At 37.6% G+C, this 19,713-nt stretch carries 14 protein-coding genes; 6 read left to right on the plus strand and 8 right to left on the minus strand.

Annotation, left to right across the window (positions count from 1 at the left end; translation table 11 throughout):
- The first annotated feature begins 121 nt into the window (after positions 1 to 121).
- Entirely contained in the window at positions 122 to 3,295 is a 3,174-nt protein-coding gene (locus BCL90_RS15450; RefSeq protein ID WP_121284900.1) for a peptidase MA family metallohydrolase, read from the plus strand.
- Positions 3,296 to 3,324: 29 nt separating this feature from the next.
- Complete coding sequence (gene blaB3PEDO / locus BCL90_RS15455; protein ID WP_121284901.1) at positions 3,325 to 4,182, plus strand: PEDO-2 family subclass B3 metallo-beta-lactamase; 858 nt, start codon at positions 3,325 to 3,327, stop codon at positions 4,180 to 4,182.
- A gap of 299 nt (positions 4,183 to 4,481) precedes the next feature.
- On the opposite strand, the gene BCL90_RS15460 is transcribed toward blaB3PEDO, so the two are convergent.
- Positions 4,482 to 4,832, minus strand: coding sequence for a GIY-YIG nuclease family protein (locus tag BCL90_RS15460; RefSeq protein ID WP_121284902.1), 351 nt, complete (start codon positions 4,830 to 4,832; stop codon positions 4,482 to 4,484).
- 133 nt (positions 4,833 to 4,965) lie between these two features.
- On the opposite strand from BCL90_RS15460, the gene BCL90_RS15465 reads away from it, so the two are divergent.
- The 4 genes from BCL90_RS15465 to bioD all read left to right on the plus strand — a co-directional run bounded on the left by BCL90_RS15465 (position 4,966) and on the right by bioD (position 8,080).
- Positions 4,966 to 5,742: an XRE family transcriptional regulator gene (locus BCL90_RS15465; protein ID WP_086546492.1), complete on the plus strand. Its 777-nt coding sequence runs from the start codon at positions 4,966 to 4,968 to the stop codon at positions 5,740 to 5,742.
- 80 nt (positions 5,743 to 5,822) lie between these two features.
- On the plus strand, positions 5,823 to 6,275 hold the full coding sequence (locus BCL90_RS15470; RefSeq protein ID WP_121284903.1) for a hypothetical protein: 453 nt from the start codon (positions 5,823 to 5,825) through the stop codon (positions 6,273 to 6,275).
- 74 nt (positions 6,276 to 6,349) lie between these two features.
- The gene (locus BCL90_RS15475) at positions 6,350 to 7,471 is read left to right on the plus strand and encodes an aminotransferase class I/II-fold pyridoxal phosphate-dependent enzyme (RefSeq protein WP_121284904.1); all 1,122 of its coding nucleotides are present in this window, start codon (positions 6,350 to 6,352) and stop codon (positions 7,469 to 7,471) included.
- Positions 7,472 to 8,080 (plus strand): dethiobiotin synthase, encoded by a 609-nt coding sequence (bioD, locus tag BCL90_RS15480; RefSeq protein WP_121284905.1) that lies wholly within the window; start codon positions 7,472 to 7,474, stop codon positions 8,078 to 8,080.
- Between the two features lie 47 nt (positions 8,081 to 8,127).
- Here bioD and BCL90_RS15485 read toward each other — a convergent pair whose 3' ends face one another.
- The 7 genes from BCL90_RS15485 to BCL90_RS15515 form a co-directional block, all read right to left on the minus strand.
- Positions 8,128 to 8,823, minus strand: coding sequence for a GDSL-type esterase/lipase family protein (locus BCL90_RS15485; RefSeq protein ID WP_121284906.1), 696 nt, complete (start codon positions 8,821 to 8,823; stop codon positions 8,128 to 8,130).
- Positions 8,824 to 8,850: 27 nt separating this feature from the next.
- Entirely contained in the window at positions 8,851 to 9,750 is a 900-nt protein-coding gene (locus BCL90_RS15490; protein ID WP_121284907.1) for a glycerophosphodiester phosphodiesterase family protein, read from the minus strand.
- Positions 9,751 to 10,007: 257 nt separating this feature from the next.
- Positions 10,008 to 11,417 (minus strand): calcineurin-like phosphoesterase C-terminal domain-containing protein, encoded by a 1,410-nt coding sequence (locus BCL90_RS15495; protein ID WP_121284908.1) that lies wholly within the window; start codon positions 11,415 to 11,417, stop codon positions 10,008 to 10,010.
- An 80-nt stretch (positions 11,418 to 11,497) separates the two neighbouring features.
- A complete protein-coding gene (locus BCL90_RS15500; protein ID WP_134380667.1) occupies positions 11,498 to 13,036 on the minus strand; it encodes a DUF5689 domain-containing protein in 1,539 nt (512 codons plus the stop codon).
- Positions 13,037 to 13,045: 9 nt separating this feature from the next.
- A complete protein-coding gene (locus BCL90_RS15505; RefSeq protein ID WP_121284910.1) occupies positions 13,046 to 14,626 on the minus strand; it encodes a SusD/RagB family nutrient-binding outer membrane lipoprotein in 1,581 nt (526 codons plus the stop codon).
- A 7-nt stretch (positions 14,627 to 14,633) separates the two neighbouring features.
- Entirely contained in the window at positions 14,634 to 18,137 is a 3,504-nt protein-coding gene (locus BCL90_RS15510; RefSeq protein ID WP_244095090.1) for a SusC/RagA family TonB-linked outer membrane protein, read from the minus strand.
- Between the two features lie 123 nt (positions 18,138 to 18,260).
- A complete protein-coding gene (locus BCL90_RS15515; RefSeq protein ID WP_121284911.1) occupies positions 18,261 to 19,262 on the minus strand; it encodes a FecR family protein in 1,002 nt (333 codons plus the stop codon).
- Between the last annotated feature and the right edge of the window lie 451 nt (positions 19,263 to 19,713).

Below are 19,713 nucleotides of genomic sequence, written 5' to 3' on the forward strand. Positions count from 1 at the left end.
TGGGATTTTAAAAAGTGTTAAATTTTTAATACTCTTTTAAACAATTGCTATTTTTATTTCCAGATTTTTTACCGTTTCATCTTCGTAAATTATTGAACAATCATTACTAAAAACCACACATATGAAAATAGGCTCTACTTTATTAAGGCGATATTCTTCTTTATTGCTCCTGCTTATTCTTTCTTTTTCTGTTAAGGCCCAATATTTCGGACAAAACAAGGTAAGGTATAAAAAACTCGACTTTAAAGTTTTGCAAACGCCCCATTTTGAGATCTATTATTATATTAAAAATGAGAAACTTTTAAAACGTTTTTCACAAGATGCTGAAACCTGGTACAAAATGCATCAGGAAGTTTTTAGAGATACTTTTTTAAAGAAAAATCCGATTATCCTATACAATAATCATCCTGATTTTCAGCAAACTACAGTGCTTAACGGAGAAATTGGTATTGGTACCGGCGGGGTTACAGAGGCACTGAAAAACAGGGTAATTATGCCTGTTATGGAACTCAATAGCCAAACAAGGCACGTTTTAGGTCACGAGCTTGTTCATGCTTTTCAATACCACCTTCTACTCGAAAAAGATTCTATCAGCCTAGAAAATGTTGGTCAGACACCACTTTGGATGGTTGAAGGGATGGCCGAGTATTTATCAATCGGGAAAAAAGATGCATTTACTTCCATGTGGATGCGCGATGCTATGTTAAATCGTGATATTCCTTCGTTAAAAGATTTAACCAACTCCAACAAATACTTTCCTTACCGTTATGGTCAGGCCTTCTGGACTTATATCGGTTCGCAATATGGTGATACCACCATTGTTCCTTTATTTAAGAATACTGCAAAATATGGTTACGAAAATGCCATCCGATATACATTTGGTTACGACGATAAAACATTATCTGGTCTTTGGAAAAACTCCATCGATGCACATTATAAGCCGATGTTAAAAGCTGATAGTTCGCAGATTAAAATTACGGGTACAAAAATCATCGACAATAAAAACGCAGGTAATATGAACGTCGCCCCTGCCCTTAGTCCTGATGGAAAGTATTTAGCATTTATGTCTGAAAAAGACCTTTTTGGTATAGATTTATTTCTCGCAGATGCCAAAACCGGGAGAATTATCAGGAAGTTGAGCAGTCAGATCTCTAATGGCCATATTGATGATTTTAACTTTATAGAGTCAGCCGGAGCATGGTCGCCGGATAGTAAGCAATTTGCCTTTAGTATCTTCAGTCATGGTAAAAACCAGATGATGATTATTAATGTTTCAAACGGAACTACTGTATCTCAAACACCAATGGCACAGGTGCAGCAATTTGGTAATTTAACCTGGTCGCCAAATGGAAAAGATATCGCATTTTCAGGAATGGTTGAAGGGCAAAGTGATATTTTCTCTTACAACCTAGATACCAAAGCAGTTACTCAGATTACCGATGATGTATATTCCGATTATGCACCAAGTTATTCTCCTGATGGTAAAAAACTGGTGTTTTCATCAGATAGAGCCGCAATTCAGGCCAATGTAATTAACGCAGTATTGCCTATAAATCTTGCTGTTTACGATATTGCGGCTAAAACCGTAAGTAATTTGGGTGTTTTTCCAGGAGCGAATAACCTAAACGCACAATTTTCGGCTAATAGTCAGAATATCTATTTCCTGTCTAACAGAGATGGTTTTAGAAATTTATACAAATACAATTTCGCTGATAATACGGTTGATCAGTTAACCGATTATTTTACTGGGATTAGTGGAATTACCGAGTTTTCGCCAGCCATTTCGGTGTCAACAACAGATGATATTGTATATAGCTATTACCGTTACCAGCGTTATACCTTATATAATGCTAAGTTAAGCAGCTTTAAAGCGAAAAGAATTGGTAACCAGGAAGAAAATTTCGATGCTGCTATACTTCCTCCTATGGAAAATATAGGGGTAAACATCATCAATTCTAATTTAAATAATTTTGACCGTTTCGAAAAAATAGTGGCCGATTCGATGAAAGCGGTGCCTTACAAGCCAAAATTCAGGTTAGATTATTTAGCAAATAGTGGCGTAGGTGTTTCAACCAGCCGTTTCGGAACCGGTGTTTCTGGTGGTATAGTAGGAATGTTCAGCGATATATTAGGCACCAACCAGATCATAGCAAACCTATCCGTAAATGGAGAAATTTATGATTTTGGTGGTTTGGTGGGTTACATCAATCAGAAAAGCAGAATAAATTGGGGCGCTGCTGTTTCGCACATTCCTTATGTATCTGGTTTTAGATCTTACGGCTATGAAAATATCCCTACGGGCGATAACACCACTATTAATGCTCTGGCAGATAGAACAGACATTATCAGAACCTTTGAAGATCAGTTTCAGGTTTTTGGCGCTTATCCATTTAGTAAAATACACCGTTTTGAGTTGGGCGGTTCATTTTCACATTATAGTTACAGAGTTGATAGATATAGCAATTATTATAATTCGGTTGGCAACTACATAGGTTCAAATAAAAGCAGGATTTCTAACGATGTTGCTTCTCAGGATTATGGCATTCCTTTTAATTCTTTTACATTATATCAATTAAACGCTGGTTTTGTAGGCGATAACTCAATCTTTGGCCTTACTGGTCCGCTTGACGGTTTCAGATATCGTGTAAGTGGCGAAAAATATCTTGGTACTTATAATTTTGCTGGTGTAACGGCGGATCTTCGTAAATATTGGAGAGCTAAGCCAGTAACATTTGCTGTAAGAAGTTACAATACTTTAAGGATCGGTAAAGATGCAGACAGGCTTTATCCAATGTATCTTGGTTATCCATACTTGATTAGGGGCTATGAATCAAACTCAATTTACAAAAGTACTTCCGCACAATCATCAGAATCTTTCGATATTAACCAATTAACAGGAAGTAAAATTGCCGTATTTAATTTCGAAGTACGCTTGCCATTTACAGGACCTAAAAAATTAGCGGCTATACCTTCTAAGTTTTTATTCTCTGACCTTAATTTATTCTTCGATGCAGGATTGGCATGGACGAACGATACCAAAGTGAAATTTAAAAGTGAACCAACTTATACTACTGAACCTGTTTTAGATGATAATAAACAACCCGTTTTTGATGAGAAGGGTAAACCGGTTACCTTTCAGTCTACAACAGAACGTGTACCAGCAATTAGTGTTGGTATATCAGTAAGGGTAAACGTTTTTGGCTATTTTGTTTTAGAACCTTACTATGCAATTCCTTTTCAAAGAAAGGATGTTAAAACCGGAGTATTCGGTTTAACCTTTGCACCGGGATGGTAACAAGAAAATAATTAAATTTCGAATTGTATATGAAAAAAATATTTTTACTGCTTTTATTGTCTTGCAGTCTGTTAGGTTTTGCTCAAACAGTAACAGAGCCCGCTAATAATCCAAAAGAATGGTCTCAGGCTACAGAGCCATTTAGAATTGCAGGTAATCTGTATTATGTTGGCACGTATGATTTAGCTTCTTATTTAATCGTAACAGAAAAAGGAAATATATTAATAAATACGGGTTTAGCTAATTCGCTTTCGATAATAAAAGAAAATATAAAAGCTTTGGGATTCGATTATAAATCAATCAAAATTTTGCTCTTAACCCAGGCACATTTTGATCATTTGGGCGCTATGGCTGAAATTAAAAAAGAAACCGGTGCAAAACTATATGTAGATGACAAAGACGCGGATGCCCTTGAAACCGGCGGAAAATCGGATTATGAGCTTGGGAAATATGGCGTAAGTTTCAAACCCGTGAAACCTGATGTCCTATTGAAGAATGATGATAAAATTAAATTAGGCAGCACTACTTTAACAATGCTTCATCATCCCGGGCATACTAAAGGATCGTGTAGTTTTATATTTGATACGAAAGATAAAAATTCTAGCTACAAAATTTTGATTGCCAATATGCCATCCATAATTGTTGACAGAAAATTCTCTGAAATAGCATCATATAAAGATATTCAAAAAGATTATACTGAAACTTTTAAGGCAATGAAAAAGCTTGACTTTGATCTTTGGGTTGCCTCTCACGCAAGTCAGTTTGATCTCCACAATAAACGTAAATCAGGAGATCCTTATAATCCAAAAGTGTTTATGGATAAAAGTGAATTTTTCAAAAATCTTCAAGATCTGGAAAATGATTTCCTCGAAAAAATAAAAAATTAGACTTTTCCTTACTTGTTAAAGCGATTAAAATATAATTAATCGCTTTTTTATAGGCTGCGAGGAATCGTCATTCCCAACTTGATTGGGAACCACGGAGTGCTCATGAATACCTTTAAAACAAGGGAAACTTATGAATAATCGTAATGCAAGCGCTTTAAGATTCCCGCCTTCGCGAGAATGACGGCCGTAATGATAGATTCTGTCAATGGGAGAATAATCGCTTGCTTTTATTAATGCGCTGAATGGTCTTCGACTTCGCTCAGACTGACATAACAAATAATTCTATTTTTAAACAGGCGCTAAGATAAACTCGTAAATGATACTTTAACCTGATTGCTCACATTACGATGTAAAAGAATATTTTCGAAATCGAGGCCTATAGTTAAATCAATCCAATCTGGATTGCAAGATCTTACCAAACGTTCCTTTTGCATGCGCGTAAACCGACTAATTGATTTAAAACGCACCAAAGCCTGTGCTTCAGTTTTAAACTCTTCAAAATAAACCAGGCGGGTTAATTGTTGCCCATTATCAAAAAATAAGTTTGGCATCTGTTTGTAAAAATCCAGTGTCTTCATTAAATCAGAGCTCATGCCCACGTGCATACTTGTACGATTTCTGTCGGTAACGATATAAACAAACTTTTTCATCATCTTATGTTTAAAACTTAAAACTAAACTATTTAGTATACCCTCTTGCAATTCAAAATAATATTACTAACTTTATGAGCATAAAATTACTAACTATTTTAGTAATTCCAAATTTATTTTAAAATTTATTTTTATGTCAAATATTTCAAATAATTTAAAGTACCTCAGGAAGAAAAAAGGCCATACACAGCAGAATTTCGCTGATATTATGGAAATCAAGAGGTCGCTCATCGGGGCTTACGAGGAAGACCGGGCGGAACCTAAATATGATTTGCTAAAAAAAATAGCCGAATACTTTGATCTTACCATCGATGAATTCATCAATGAAAAAATATCTGACAGCTGGAAACCTAAGCCAAAAAGCCAGGGATCTAACCTTAGGGTGCTGAGTATTTCTGTCGATCAGAACGATCGCGAAAATATCGAACTGGTTCCCGTTAAAGCGAGTGCTGGTTATCTGAATGGTTTTTCAGACCCTCAATATATCAGCGACCTACCTAAATTTCAACTTCCATTGGCTGCATTAAGACAAGGTACCTTTAGGGCTTTTGAAATTATGGGCGATAGTATGTTGCCTGTTCAACCTGGAAGTGTAATTATTGGTGAGTATCTCGATAACTGGAATGAAGTAAAAACTGGCGAAACCTACATCGTAATTAGCAAAAATGAAGGCGTAGTATATAAAAGAGCGGGTAACCGTTTCAGAGAGAATAAAGATTTGAAATTGATATCAGATAATAAGGTGTACGATGCTTACACAATTGCTGCCGATGATATTCTGGAAATCTGGAAAGCTAAAGCATATATCTCTACCTCCTTACCTGAACCTGCACCAGACCCGACAATGGAAACGCTTACCCAAATGATGGCACAAATGCAGAAATCAATCTCTCAGTTAAATAAAAATTAACATTTTTTTAACAAATGCCGATTAAACTGTTTGTGTTTTTATGTATCTATTAATTTAACAAACACATAAATAAACATAACATGAAAAAGGCAATTTTAACAATAGCAATTGCAGTAATGGGTTTAACCGCTGCATTTGCTCAAGACACGACGAAACGAGCAAGAAGGGCAATGCCTAAGATGACTGCCGAGCAAAGAGCAGAAAAGGTAACTTCCAGATTAGAGAAACAGCTCAGCCTAACCGCTGATCAAAAAACCAAAATCTATGCTATTGAGTTAGAAAACGCAAAGAAAATGGAGGCCTGGAGATCTGCCGATCACAGCGACATGAAAGGCAAAATGAAAGAACGCAAAGCTGCAATAGATGAACAAAAAGCTAAAGTTGATGCGGTTTTAACTGCAGATCAGAAAACTAAAATGGATGCTTTCCGTGCTGAAGCCAGAGAAAAAGGTGAGAAAATGAGAAAAGGAATGAGTGGCAGAGGCAAAAAAGACAAAGCACCCGTAGTTTCCAATCCTCCTGCACAAGGATAAATAGTACAAATAGTAATTAATTATATTTTTGAAAGCGTTTCGATTATTCGGGACGCTTTTTTTACTTTTGACCAATGAGCAAAATTGAACAGTTTCTTAATGGTAAACTTCAGGAACGAAAAGACAATCTTTCGATCAGGAACTTATCGACCAACATCCCTCCTGTTGACTTTTGTTCTAACGACTACCTGGGTTTTGCCAGGTCTAAAGAATTAAAAAAACTGACGGGCGATACTATAGCAGCACTACCCAATTACCTGAATGGTGCCGGTGGTTCGCGACTGTTAAGCGGAAATACTAAATTTACTGAAGAAACCGAACAGTTTATTGCCGATTTTCATCTGGCTGAAAGTGGGTTAATCTTTAACTCTGGTTATGATGCCAATGTAGGATTATTATCAAGTATCCCGCAACGCGGCGATACCATTATTACTGACGAATTGATCCACGCCAGTATTATAGATGGCTGTAGATTAAGCCACGCTACACGTTATAAATTTCTTCATAACGATACAAATGACCTTGAAAATAAACTAAAACTGGCGAAAGGAAATATATTTGTGGTGATAGAAAGCGTATATTCTATGGATGGAGATATTGCCCTATTAATAGATATAGCAAATCTTTGCGAGCGTTATCAGGCCAATCTGATTGTAGACGAAGCTCATGCTACAGGTGTTTTTGGTGCAAATGGTCGGGGATTAATCAACCAGTTTAACTTAACCAATAAAGTATTTGCACGCATTGTAACTTTTGGTAAAGCCTTAGGCGTACATGGAGCCATTGTTTTAGGCAGTAAAAACTTACGTCATTACTTAATTAATTTTGCGAGGTCGTTCATTTACACCACAGCTGCTCCAATTCATAATGTTGCTGCAGTTAGATCGGCATACCAATACTTAAATAAAATTGATCACCAGTTGATTCACCAAAAAATTGCACTATTCAGAAACACCTTAAAAGAGCAAAACATCAATGCAATTGATAGCGAAAGTACGATTCAGGGTATTTTATTTTCATCAAATGAAGCTACTAAACTAGCTGCTACAACGCTGCAGAGCAAAGGTTTCGATGTCCGGGCAATATTAAGCCCAACAGTGTCCTTAGGCAAAGAAAGGCTTAGAATCTGCCTGCATACCTTTAATACCGATGAAGAAATTATTTCATTGGTTAATCATCTTAAAGAATTAAATTAAATGAATAAATATTTCGTCACAGGCATTGGAACAGGCATCGGAAAAACATTAGTAAGTGCTATTTTAACTGAAAAACTGAAAGCCGATTATTGGAAACCGATCCAATCGGGTGATTTAGATACGAGCGATAGCATAACAATAGATCGTTTAATTAGTAACTCACAAACCATCATCCATCCCGAAAGCTACAGATTAACACAACCACTATCACCGCATTTATCAGCGAGATTAGATGGTGTTGATATTGATCTCGATAAAATCAATACTCCTTTAACTGATAATAACTTAATTATTGAAGGCGCTGGTGGTTTAATGGTCCCCTTAAATGAAGATGAGCTGATTATCGACCTGATTAAAAAACTGGAAGTAGAAGTGATATTGGTTTCGCAAAATTATTTAGGCAGCATTAACCATACGCTTTTATCGGTCAATCTGCTTAAACAATACAAAATTCCTGTCAAAGGCATCATTTTTAATGGTGAGGAGAATACAGAAACCGAAAGATACATTCTCCAATATGCCAAAATAAAAAAGCTAGGCAGTATACCCAGCTTTAGTAATATTGATAAAGAAAAAGTGAAGGCAGCTGGCCAAAACCTTTCTATTTAACTCCTAAGAAGTCAAGCTTTTAAAGCTTGACTTCTTTCCACATCATATTATTTCTCAGTTAAATAACCAGACTTTTTAAGAAAATCGGCCCAAACCTGATATCCGGCAGGAATAAGATGTAAACCGTCTTTAGTAAGTTCTGCCTTTAAATGTTTGTCCTTATCGGTAAAACTTGGATATAAATCAATAACTGTTAAATTTTTAGCTGTAAATTTCCTGATCTCATCATTCAACCACAGAATGTGCTCATCCTTACCATAATGGTTTTTAAACTTTTCGAAAGCAGCATTCACAGGCAAAAGTGTATTGAAATAAATTTTTGTTTTCTTCGACCCTTTTCTGATTCTGGCGATCATTGTTTTATAATTCCTTAAGATCACACTATCCGGAATATTCCTGGAGATATCGTTTATACCAATCAGGATAAACACTTTTGCAGGCTTGCCATCAATTACATCTTGCAAACGTTCTAACACGCCAAAAGTAATATCACCAGAAATCCCTCTGTTTTTTGCTTGTGGAAGATCTAAAAGTTTAGCCCAATCTGTTCCGGCAGTAATGCTATTACCTAAAAAAATAATATCCTTTTTTGATTTTAGATCGGCTTTAAACTTAGCCACCTGCTCAACATATTTCCCCGGACGATAGGTACTGTCCCATTTAACCACCTGGGCAAAAGCTGCTGTGAAACTGAAGGTAAACACAACAGCGGTGATTAATAACTTATTTAAAAGTGCTTTCATGTCCTTTTTTTTATAAAGTCGAAAATACTATTTTGCCTGAACTAAAATATCCGGATAATCAGAAATAATTCCATCTACATTTAGAGCTTTTAGTTTTTGAATATCGGCTAAGGTATTGGCTGTCCATGGAATGATTTTTACACCATCCGCATGTGCTTTTTTTACCAGTTCTTCGTTTACCATTTGCCAAACCGGACTTAAAATAAATGGCTTAAAACCCAAATCGGCAATATTTTCTTCGTATGTTTTTTTATTGGCAACCAAAAAAGAGGTTTTCATTTTTGGGTACTTTTCATGGATGATCTGAATTGTCCTTTTATCGAAAGACTGGATTACGACAAAGTCAGCGATCTTCTTCTTTAAAATTACATCCATCAAAAGTTTAACAAATTCTTCAGGTTTAGGGTTGGTGACACCATCACCACTCTCGCTGCATTTAGTTTCGATATTGTAGAAAAACTGTTTGCGTTTATTGGTTTTAATATCACGCTGAACAGCATCTATTAAATCAGAAAGCAAAGGAAGATGTGTTTTTTCTTTCTTCTGCTGAGGAAACAGTTCATAATATTTGGTACCTAAATCGAACTGTTTAATATCAGCGTAATTCATTCCAAAAATCGGATATTTCTTAACATCTGTTACCGGAATGTCTTTTCCGTCTGGCGTAAGCATAAACGCCGGGCTCAGGTAATCATCATGTGTTACCACTACTTTACCATCTTTAGAGATGTGGGTATCCATTTCCAAAGTGGTAATACCTTCTATTTTCATGGCGTTTAGCATAGCTGGAATGGTATTCTCGGGCATCAGGCCTCTCCCACCCCGATGTGCCTCTGCGCTAAACGCAGGGAAATTAACTTCTTGACCTTGAGATTTTACTGCTAATGATGCCAAAAGAATAATTATTGCTGTTTTTTTTAGTTTCATATCCAAAAAAGGAATTTTATAGTGACGTTGGTCGTGGCGTCGGATGTTACCATCGGACGCAGTTAATTAATTTAAAATTCACATACTGTCGGATGGTAACATCCCACAGCACGATTTCCGATTGCGCAATTATAGTGTTATCAGTTGTGATCATCTAACGCAGTTAATTAAATCTATATTAATTTTTTACTAACTAGATTTATGAGTATTGAATGGTCATCCTGAATCTGTCGAACAACCATCCTATAACACATGAATTACGTATTAATTTCCGCCTCAAATTTTTCTCCGAAGCGATCGGTAGCAACAACCTTTACCTTTTTAACTGACGGTTCAAAATGTGCCATGAACAAGTGATCAGTTGAGCAAGGCTCTACAAACGGCCTTGGATTTGGCAGCTTATCGCCTTTATATAGTTTAACAGCTAAAGGATCATATCCATCCTGCTGCGCCAATGCACCCATTGCTTTTCCATCCAGAAAATATTCTACTTTCCATTCAGGATCATAATTCCAAACATTGGCGATTAATCTTTTTTGATTGGTTAAGGTATCTACATAAATATCAAGCTGCTCTTTACGGTCTCTTCCGGTAGATTTATAGTGCCATTTTAAATCGGTTCCATCTACTTCGTAAACACCGTAGCCACGTGGTGTGCCATCCTCGCAAATCGGGCCTGTCCACCAGCCACCACAAACGGTACCATGGTTATGCTCGTAAATGCCGTTCTTGATTACATTTTTATTAAAATGCGTGTGGCCAGACATGATATGTACGTTTTTAAAATCTTTTAGTACAGCATAAAAATCATCATTATTTTTAACTGAATTATGTACCGGAATATGAAGGCAAATAATCAGTAATGCATCTTTAGGCACCAGTTGAAGATCCTTAGCCAACCATTCTAACTGCGTTGGGGTGATGTAACCATCGTAAGTCCTTTCTACCCCCAGGTAACGTACGTCATCTAAAACTACATAGTGAGCCTTCCCTCTGTTAAAAGAGTAATATGTTGGACCATAATGTGCCTGAAAAGTCCGGTCAGAAGTATCGTCTCCCCCTTGCCTGTAATCCTGATCATGATTTCCTAAAGCCTGGAAAAACGGAATTCCGATTTTAGCTATAGCCTCATCGTATGCAGGGAAAAGATCGAAATTATCCCAAACTAAATCACCTACGCCGATGCCATGAACTGGTGTTTTTCCCATACTCTTCACCACGTCTCTTGTATCTGGCACGGAAGTTTCCATCATCTGCGCCACATCTTTTTTATTCTTCACCTGAGGGTCTGCCCAAATGATAAAGTTGTGTTTATTATCGTTCTGTTTTAGCGGCTTAAGATCAAAGTTTAATTTACCAGCGGTATCTGGTTTATAATAATGGCGGGCGATGCTGCTTTCAGTTTTAAACTCATAACCCGAAGGTGTGCTGATCCAAACAAAACGGGCCAGCTCATGAAGTTTAATTTCATAATTGCCATTTTTATCGGTTTGTATCACACTGTAACCATCAGAAATGACTACACCGGCTACGGCTTTGCCTTTACTGGTCACCATTCCGCTTACCAATCCATCAACCGAAAATAACGATGATGGAAAGGATTTTAAGCTGATGAAAACTGTTGAAGTTAATAGGGTTGATTTTTGTATAAAGGATCTTCTGTTCATGATTTTTGATATTAAATCATACGGGCTTAAATTTTGAATATATATAAGAAGGCCAATTTTACTGGCCTTCTTTTTGTTTCTTACTTATCAATTAAGGTTGTTACGCCTCCTGTCTCAATTTCACTAAGTGCGGATGTATTTGTTAAGGGAACACTTATCATTGTTCTGACCGATTCCCACCCGCCTTTGGTAGCCTTGTAAACACCTCCTAACCTGGCAAAACTTAAAGCTGCTGGAAAACCTGCGAAACGTTTAGAGACATCATTAGTTCCTTTCCCATAATATTCCTGTGGAACTTTTCCTGCATAGGTAGCAAATTTGTCTGTGATGGTAATTCTTAATCCATATTCAGGTGGCCCTGCTGTATAAAAACTACCGTTTGCACCACCATAAAAAATTACATCCAATGGAATAGAATTTGGGGTAACATTAATACCCTCAAATATTGCAATACCAGCAACGTTTCCGCTATTTGCTAACAGGTTGCCGGTTACATTTCCTACACCATCTGCGCCTGGTACTGTAGTGTAATTCACGCTAGAAATCCATTTTGAAGCTGGTATAACTGTTGAAGCAGACCCATTGATGCGCTGACCAGCACCACCAACATAGAAAAATTCACCTTTTTTAACTGACCCTGAAGTAAGATTAAACTTGTAAGTTCTAAGTGCGCCTGTGTTCCATCCAAGCGTAGGAAAAGTAGTTGCTCCAGCATTGTTACTGGTATAAACTGAAAATGGTGTAAGCGCAAAATCAATATCTCTCGTTGCTAAAAACTGAACATATTCGTAATTTCCATCGGTTGAATTTGGATCAACAAGAAATCCCGAAATAATTGCAGGAGAAAGCTTAGGCATCGGAACATAAAAAAAGTCTTCTGCAGTTCGCATCCGGTATTCGATCTTTTTTGAATTTCCCGTGCCGGTTACGTATACTACCCCAGTAAAATTACCTGAAGGTTGAACAGCCGCATTTGCAAAAGTAGCATTGGCACTGGTCCGTAATGTTGCAAGACCAAAACCATCATTTAGTATTTTATCTCCTGAATAGATTACGTCACTCGCTGGCTCCGGGTCGTAAACCGCATTGTTAATCGCAACTAAAGTGCTTTCATAACGATCTGGATTGGCTAGAATAGCGCTCGTATTTGCCGCCTGTAATTTAATTTTTCTTCCTGATGCCACTTTGGTTATTGCAGAATTTGTTAAACCAGTAATCTGTAAAATCCCATCGACCCTTTTTAATACTCCTCCATCAAGTTTGATATGCAACGAATCTCCTGGAATGTAATCAGAAGCTGCTGTTCCAATATTGAATGAAATTCCCCTTAGCGAATCTGCTGTGCCATTAATACGACTATTTTGTAAAGCAATTAATCCTGTTACCGAATTCCCGGATCTAAAATCAGAAACGACTACACCTCTTATACTTGTAGCACCTCCTATAATATCAGGATTGAGCGAAAGATCTGATCCTTTATAGTATCTTCTTAAATCAAAGTTAGAAATGAAACCACTTTCTGAAAATTTATAGCGATAGTCGTTTTCTTTTTTGCAGCTTGTGTAAGTAATAAGCACAACTGCAAGCAAAAGAAAATATTTTAATTTATTTTTCATCATCAATAGTATTTAAGGTTTTTGCCACCACATCAATGTATTCACATCATCAGGTCCCTGTGCAGTTAATACATTTTTATAATTAGTTGGATTGGTTGATTGGGCAAGTATTGGATAGTATAAACGAACTGGCATTTTACCTCCATTTAATAAGCTTGATCCTTTTGGAAGCAATGGGTGACCAACTCTTCTGTACTCGAACCACTGCTGAAAGTCTACTAAAAATAAGGCGTAATATTTCTGCAAGTGAATTTGTTCTAACTTACTATCTGAGCCTGCTGTTTTATTGTCTAATGGCAAGGCATTATTCCAATTAAAATCACCCCTTAAAGCATAAGCCCTCACTGATGCATCATTACCGTTAGCATACAAAGCCGGCATCCAATAATTAATTCCATCAGCTATTCCTTTATAATAATAATCTTCACCTGTACTATTGATCCATCCTCTTGCAGCTGCTTCTGCCAAAATAAAATCAACTTCTGCAACATTCATCATCACACCTGTTGAAGCATCTGTTTGCAAGCTTGTTGGATTTCCCGATTGTGCATCAGAGTAAAAATAAGCTTGTTTAGCTGGAGCTCCACTACCTATCGGATAAGCACTTGGTATACCAACATAGCCTGCTGGACCTGCGGCTATACTCCACCTGTTTACCCCATTCTTGCCTAATGTTGGATCTATTCTTGGATCACCCCAGGTAGTCAGGTTATTGATAAAAAAGTCTACAATGGCAGATCCCCTAAAATCTGCCGGTCTAACATTAACCATAAATGGCGATGAATATACAGCAGTACTACTGTTTGTACCATTCCATAGAATTTTAGCCGTATGGGTATTATCAGTCATAATCGGGTATTTGGCTGGATTGGTATCAACGATTTCTTTAATTTTGGCTATGGCCTGTGCACTTGCTTCTGCCTTGCCTGAAATCCGAAGCAATAGCCTTAAATACAATGAATTTCCAAATCTGCGCCATTTACTAATATCTCCATTATAAACCGGGTCGCTGCTGGCTTCAACCTTCTGGCCTGCTGTTAACAGGGTATTGGCTTCTTCCAGTTTATTCAGCAAGGACATGTAAATATCTTTTTGTTTGTCGAACGCTGGCTCTAATACACCAGCCCTGCCTTGATTCGCTTCCGTGTAAGGTACATCTCCGTAGGTATCTGTTAGCAGCTGCATTGTCCACGCTTCGGCAATTCTGGAAATCGCCTGATAGGAAGTGTTAATTGCACCTGGCTTGCTGGCGATGGTATTGATATCCTTTATATTTGTCAATTCAGAATACCAGGAATTCCACATCGCATCAGACAGTTGCCTTCTGATATCATATCTGTAAATTCTACCCTCCAGTACCTCATCCAAAGTAGAAACTGTAACCTGCATGAGTTCATTGTTAATGGATCGGTTACGTATTAAGTTTGCGCCCAACACGTTTGTTAACGCAGGTGCCAGCAATTTATCTGCGGTAACCTCTGGTACACCTATCGGATCTGTATTAATTTTATCGAAATCTTTCTTGCAGGAGAAAAATGAAGTTCCCATCAGCAGTAAGAAAGCATAACCTATACTATATTTAATCTTTTTCATTTTCTTATTAGTTTATACCGACTACTAAACGTGCACCAAAAGTTCTGGTTGATGGCAGTTGCCCTACTTCAAAACCTGTTACGATATCGCTACCCGATAATGTACCAAACTCAGGATCGAATGCAGGCCACGGCGACCAGGTATACAGGTTACGCCCATACACGCCTATGGTTATCCGGCTCAGGCCCAAACTTGAAACCAGTCTTTTTGAGAATGTATAATTAATATTTGCTTCTCTGAATTTTAGATAATCGGTTCTGAAAGTACTTCCTTCTGCATTAGTAGAACCATACATAGCCTCATAAAATGCACCGATATCAGTTGCAACTGTGGTATTGGGGCTATAAGTAACACCATCAGGATTTAACATTACTCCATCTCCAATTAAACCGCCATACCTGCCTGGTAAGGTCAGTTTTAATTTGCCCAGGCCAGCCATTCTTGCAAACGTTAACGAGTGTGCAACAGCACCTAATTGTGCGTCAAATAAAACGTTAGCAGCAAAGCCCTTATAAGTTACACCTGTACCAAAACTAAATCTAAATTTAGGCATTGTATTTCCCAGATATTTTAACTGTGTTTGATCTGGAATGGCTTTACCGGTATTATCGAATATTACCTGTCCATCAGGCGAACGCTTCAATCCGAAACCATACATATCTCCGAGGCTTCCACCAACATTAGCTATGATTTGTGTACCCCCAATTGGGCCTGTACGTAATATTACAGCACTATCGGCCAATTCTTTAATGGTATTTCTGTTCGCAGAAAACGTTCCGTTAACCGTCCATGTAAATGATCTGCTCTGCAAAGGCGTTGCATTTACCGACATTTCCAAGCCTTTGTTATCTACCCTTCCGGCATTAAATACAGCGATTGAATATCCTGTAGCACGATCAATCGAACGGCTTAATATCTGATTTTTTGTACTTCCGGTGTATGCAGCAAAATCGAAATTTAATCTGCTTTTAAATAATTTTAGTTCGGCACCAACCTCAACTGTTGTAGTAGATAGTGGCTTTAAGTTATTATTTGGAAGTATACTTGGGTTTGTCATTGCTCCGCCCGGATAAATTCCGTTCGCAGCAAGCGTATAGTTGTATGCGGTACGGTATGGCGTCGTTCCACCACTACCCACTTGGGCAATTGAACCGCGAAGCTTGAAATAGCTGATTTGCGAAGGCAATTGCCAATAATCTGACGCAATGAAAGATAAACTTGCAGATGGATAGAAGAAACCAACATTATCCGTTCGAAGTGGAGACGCCAAAGTACTGTTCCAATCCTGTCTTCCGGTTAAATCTAAAAATAAATAGTTCTTTAACGATAAAGACATTGTACCGTAGAAACTATTGATATTATACCGTGCAGTATCCGGTACCGAAATCAATGGATTTTGATTGTTTTCCAAGCTATAATCACCCGGAACAACTAATCCATCAGCGCGAAGCTCTGATTTGTAGTATCTGTTTCTCAATTGGCTACCACCTACTGATGCAGAAAGTTTTAAATCCCTTGTTAAATCTTTGTTATACCTTAATAAAAAGTCGGCGTTTACTTCATAAGAGTTGATGTCCTGGACACGATAAGAGCCTTGGGCAAATTTTGCACCTGCAGCATCCCATGGACGCTTGGTTTCGCGGATATCATGATTAAAATCGATAGACGAACGTACCAGTAAACTTAAATCATCAGTAAACTTATAAGTGGCCTGAACATTTCCCAGAATGCCATTTCTTCGCTGTCCATTTATATATTGTTCAGAAATTGCATAAGGTCCTTCCGGAAAACTCGAAGTTAAGTCTATAAATTTCTGCTGCTCTTGTCCGGCAACCCAGTAGTTTTTAAACCAATCCAAATTCATATTTGGATGTGCAAACATGAACCAGTACATTAAAGACTGGTTGCCATAACCTGTTGTCGGTAAATTGTCACTGTGCCTGTTATTATAACTGGCCTTAAAAACAATGTTCAGTTTTTTGGTTACATTACTATTTCCTGAAAAAGCAAGAGAAGTACGTTCCAAATTTGTATTAGGAACTATCCAATCGTTATTACCATGGCTTGCAGTAAAGCGTAAACCTACTTTTCCTGCATTTCCATCTAAGCTCACAGAGTTTGTCGTTTCAACGCCCGTTTTAAAAAATGCATCTAATGCATTTGGATATGCTACCCATGGTGTACGCGTTGTTCCACCTTTTTGTGTAGTTGGATCATATTGAAAAAACATGCTGGTACCGTCAAACCTTGGTCCGTAAGTCGAACTGGTTGCATGTGTATCTGCACCATCTGCATTTGTTCCAAAACTGTAATAACTCGCACCGCTTACACCTGCACCATATTCTTGTTGAATATCTGGTCCTCTGTTAATTTGCTCGAAGGCAGTATTAGAAGTGAAGGTAATATTAAACTTTTTCTTACTGCTACCAGCAGATTTGGTTGTAATTACAATGGCACCATTTGCTCCCCTCTGACCATAAAGCGCTGAAGCTGCAGGTCCTTTTAATACTGTAACATTTTCAATGTCATCAGAATTCAGATCGTTTAGTGCACTTCCAAAATCTGTTGGCAAAATATCTCCGGATGTTCCATAAACACCTCCGCCGGTTCCGGCTGTACGTTTTGCACTGCTACTGGCCACAACTCCATCAATAACAATCAGAGCTTCGTTATCTCCTGTTAAATTATTTTCACCACGGAGAATGATTTTATTAGATCCTGCCAAACCACTATTGCGGACCAGGTTTAGGCCTGCAACTTTTCCAGATAATGCATCTGTCCAGTTCGTAGCTACTGCATTTGTAAATGCAGAACTATCTAAAGAGGCAATGGCATATCCCAGGGCTCTTTCCGAGCGCTTGATACCCAAAGCCGTAACAACCACATCATCCAATGAATTATCAGATGATTTAAGTTTCAGTGTTCCGATTTTAGTCAAATTATTATTAACTACAATTACATTCTGTACTTTACCGGTTTGATAGCTAATAAAACTTGCCTCAACCGTGTAGGTGCCTGGTAATACGGGAATCGTAAAATTACCTTCATTGTCAGTTTGTGTAACCTTACTTAACTCCACAATTTTAATCGTGGCAGCCGGAATAGGCTCATTGTTCTCATCAGCAACCCTACCGCTAATCCTACCTGTATTTGTGTTTTTGGCTGTAATCAGGATGTTGCCGGCACCGCCTGCTTTATAAGTAAACGGCATTCCTTTTAAAAGCAGATCAAGCACTTCGTATACCGATCTCGTTCCTCTGGAAACATAAACCCTTTTCTGATCATCGAGTTGGTTGTTGTTATAGGCAATATGATTGCCACTGAGCTTTTCTATAGTTTCAAAAGCCTTTTTTAATGTCATACCATCAGCTTCGAATAAAATTTTCTTATCGCTTTGTGCATAGGTATATAGTGAGAAAGAGAGCAGATTCAACATCATTATGGCAGTAATCACCATAACTTTTGAGGGATACTGATGGAAATTTTTAATCCATCGGGTATTAATTTTCATATCTTTACTAAGTTTTACTTTGTCAAATGAGTATACAGTTTTCAGGGCTTGAAATGTGTCCAGCATTTCGAGCCATTTTTCGGTTTAGTAATTTTATATCATATCTATCTTTATAGTTTATCGTTAATAAATGATTACTTTATTTTCATAGATTGTATATTTTGAGTCTGATAGCTTAGCAATTACATCCATAATCTGCTTTACCGAACATTTATCAAATTTAGCGGTAAGCTTTACCCCTTTTAAAGCTTCGGTTTTAATTTCAATATTAAGATCATACTCGCGGGCAATTACCTCGGCGATTTCGCTCAGGGATTTATCGTAAAAAAAGATTTTGTATTCTCTCCAGCTATCAAAATCAATTGCATTTACCAGCTTTTTGGTAGTCTGTCCATTATTTTTATTGATGGTAAGCTGCTCATTTGGTAAAAGGAACTGAACAGGGGCTGTTTTGCCCTTATTCTTAAACAGCACGCCAACTTTACCCGTTTGCACGGTGATGGTGATATCTTTTAAAGATGGATAAGCATTAATATTAAATGAAGTGCCCAGAACGGTAGTACTTACTTTTCCGGTATGAACTATAAAAGGTTGTTTGGTGCGGTGCTGCACGTCAAAAAAAGCTTCGCCATCTAAATAAACAGTCCGCTTGCTGGTGGTATTAAAATTGAGTGCATAACGGATTTTACTATCGCCATTTAAATAGATATTAGAACCATCGGGCATGGTCACCAGCCTTTTCTGTCCACGCGGATTGTAAATTTCGTTGTAAGCAATAACTTCGGTCTTTTTTGGATGAAAGTTATTAAAATAGAGCACTGGTAATAAACAGATTACCATAATTGCGGCAGCTATTGTAAAATACTTTCTATAATTGATTCTTTTTATAATTGGCGATTGCTCAGCACTATTTTCAATATGTTGTTGAATGGCCAACCAGCTTTTTTGCTGATTAACAGGTTTTTTCAGGGAATAATCTGCTGCTTCAAAGGCCTGTAAGCTTTCCCTGAAAATCTGCTGATTCTGCTGGCTGCTTCCAACCCAAATCAGTAAATCTGTTAAATCTTCACTGCCAATGGTTTTCTTGCTGTAATCTTCTATTAATTTGTAGTAACGTTCGTCCATTTAGTCATGCGGTTCTGGATGTAAGACAGATTAAATGGCGCCGATACGTAGCGAAAAAGATCAAGTTATTGTTAACAAATCGTTAAGTGTAAAGAGCAGCCTAAATAGACTAATAATGTTGAAGGATTGTTTCAGCAGTAAAAACATTAATACTTTCATTTGGAAATGAGAGGTCACTGTTTCATAGATCCTTTAGCCCCGCCATCTGCTCCATCCCGATTGAAAAAATCGGGATCCGCTCCTGTCGGGTTTAGGCACAATAGTCTGCGCTTAAATTCCTGATCAACAGCCTTTTTCAAATAAACCCGATCCGATAGCTATCTGATGTCGGGAAGAGCTTCCGATCCTTCATCCGACCTCGTACCAAAAGCGGGACTGAAAACCCCTATGGCAAACTACACCTGCCTTTCCAAAATATTATTTTGTAATTACTTATTAATGAGCGACTTGT

Source organism: Pedobacter alluvionis (assembly GCF_003664035.1).
In the GTDB taxonomy this organism is placed as follows: Bacteria; Bacteroidota; Bacteroidia; order Sphingobacteriales; family Sphingobacteriaceae; genus Pedobacter; species Pedobacter alluvionis.

Bases quoted from the DNA above. Each gene is read 5' to 3' on its own strand.
- BCL90_RS15495 (WP_121284908.1), bottom strand. From the start codon at position 11,417: ATGAACAGAAGATCCTTTATACAAAAATCAACCCTATTAACTTCAACA.
- BCL90_RS15500 (WP_134380667.1), bottom strand. From the start codon at position 13,036: ATGATGAAAAATAAATTAAAATATTTTCTTTTGCTTGCAGTTGTGCTT.
- BCL90_RS15490 (WP_121284907.1), bottom strand. From the start codon at position 9,750: ATGAAACTAAAAAAAACAGCAATAATTATTCTTTTGGCATCATTAGCA.
- BCL90_RS15465 (WP_086546492.1), top strand. From the start codon at position 4,966: ATGTCAAATATTTCAAATAATTTAAAGTACCTCAGGAAGAAAAAAGGC.
- BCL90_RS15485 (WP_121284906.1), bottom strand. From the start codon at position 8,823: ATGAAAGCACTTTTAAATAAGTTATTAATCACCGCTGTTGTGTTTACC.
- blaB3PEDO (WP_121284901.1), top strand. From the start codon at position 3,325: ATGAAAAAAATATTTTTACTGCTTTTATTGTCTTGCAGTCTGTTAGGT.
- bioD (WP_121284905.1), top strand. From the start codon at position 7,472: ATGAATAAATATTTCGTCACAGGCATTGGAACAGGCATCGGAAAAACA.
- BCL90_RS15450 (WP_121284900.1), top strand. From the start codon at position 122: ATGAAAATAGGCTCTACTTTATTAAGGCGATATTCTTCTTTATTGCTC.
- BCL90_RS15515 (WP_121284911.1), bottom strand. From the start codon at position 19,262: ATGGACGAACGTTACTACAAATTAATAGAAGATTACAGCAAGAAAACC.
- BCL90_RS15505 (WP_121284910.1), bottom strand. From the start codon at position 14,626: ATGAAAAAGATTAAATATAGTATAGGTTATGCTTTCTTACTGCTGATG.
- BCL90_RS15475 (WP_121284904.1), top strand. From the start codon at position 6,350: ATGAGCAAAATTGAACAGTTTCTTAATGGTAAACTTCAGGAACGAAAA.
- BCL90_RS15510 (WP_244095090.1), bottom strand. From the start codon at position 18,137: ATGAAAATTAATACCCGATGGATTAAAAATTTCCATCAGTATCCCTCA.
- BCL90_RS15470 (WP_121284903.1), top strand. From the start codon at position 5,823: ATGAAAAAGGCAATTTTAACAATAGCAATTGCAGTAATGGGTTTAACC.
- BCL90_RS15460 (WP_121284902.1), bottom strand. From the start codon at position 4,832: ATGAAAAAGTTTGTTTATATCGTTACCGACAGAAATCGTACAAGTATG.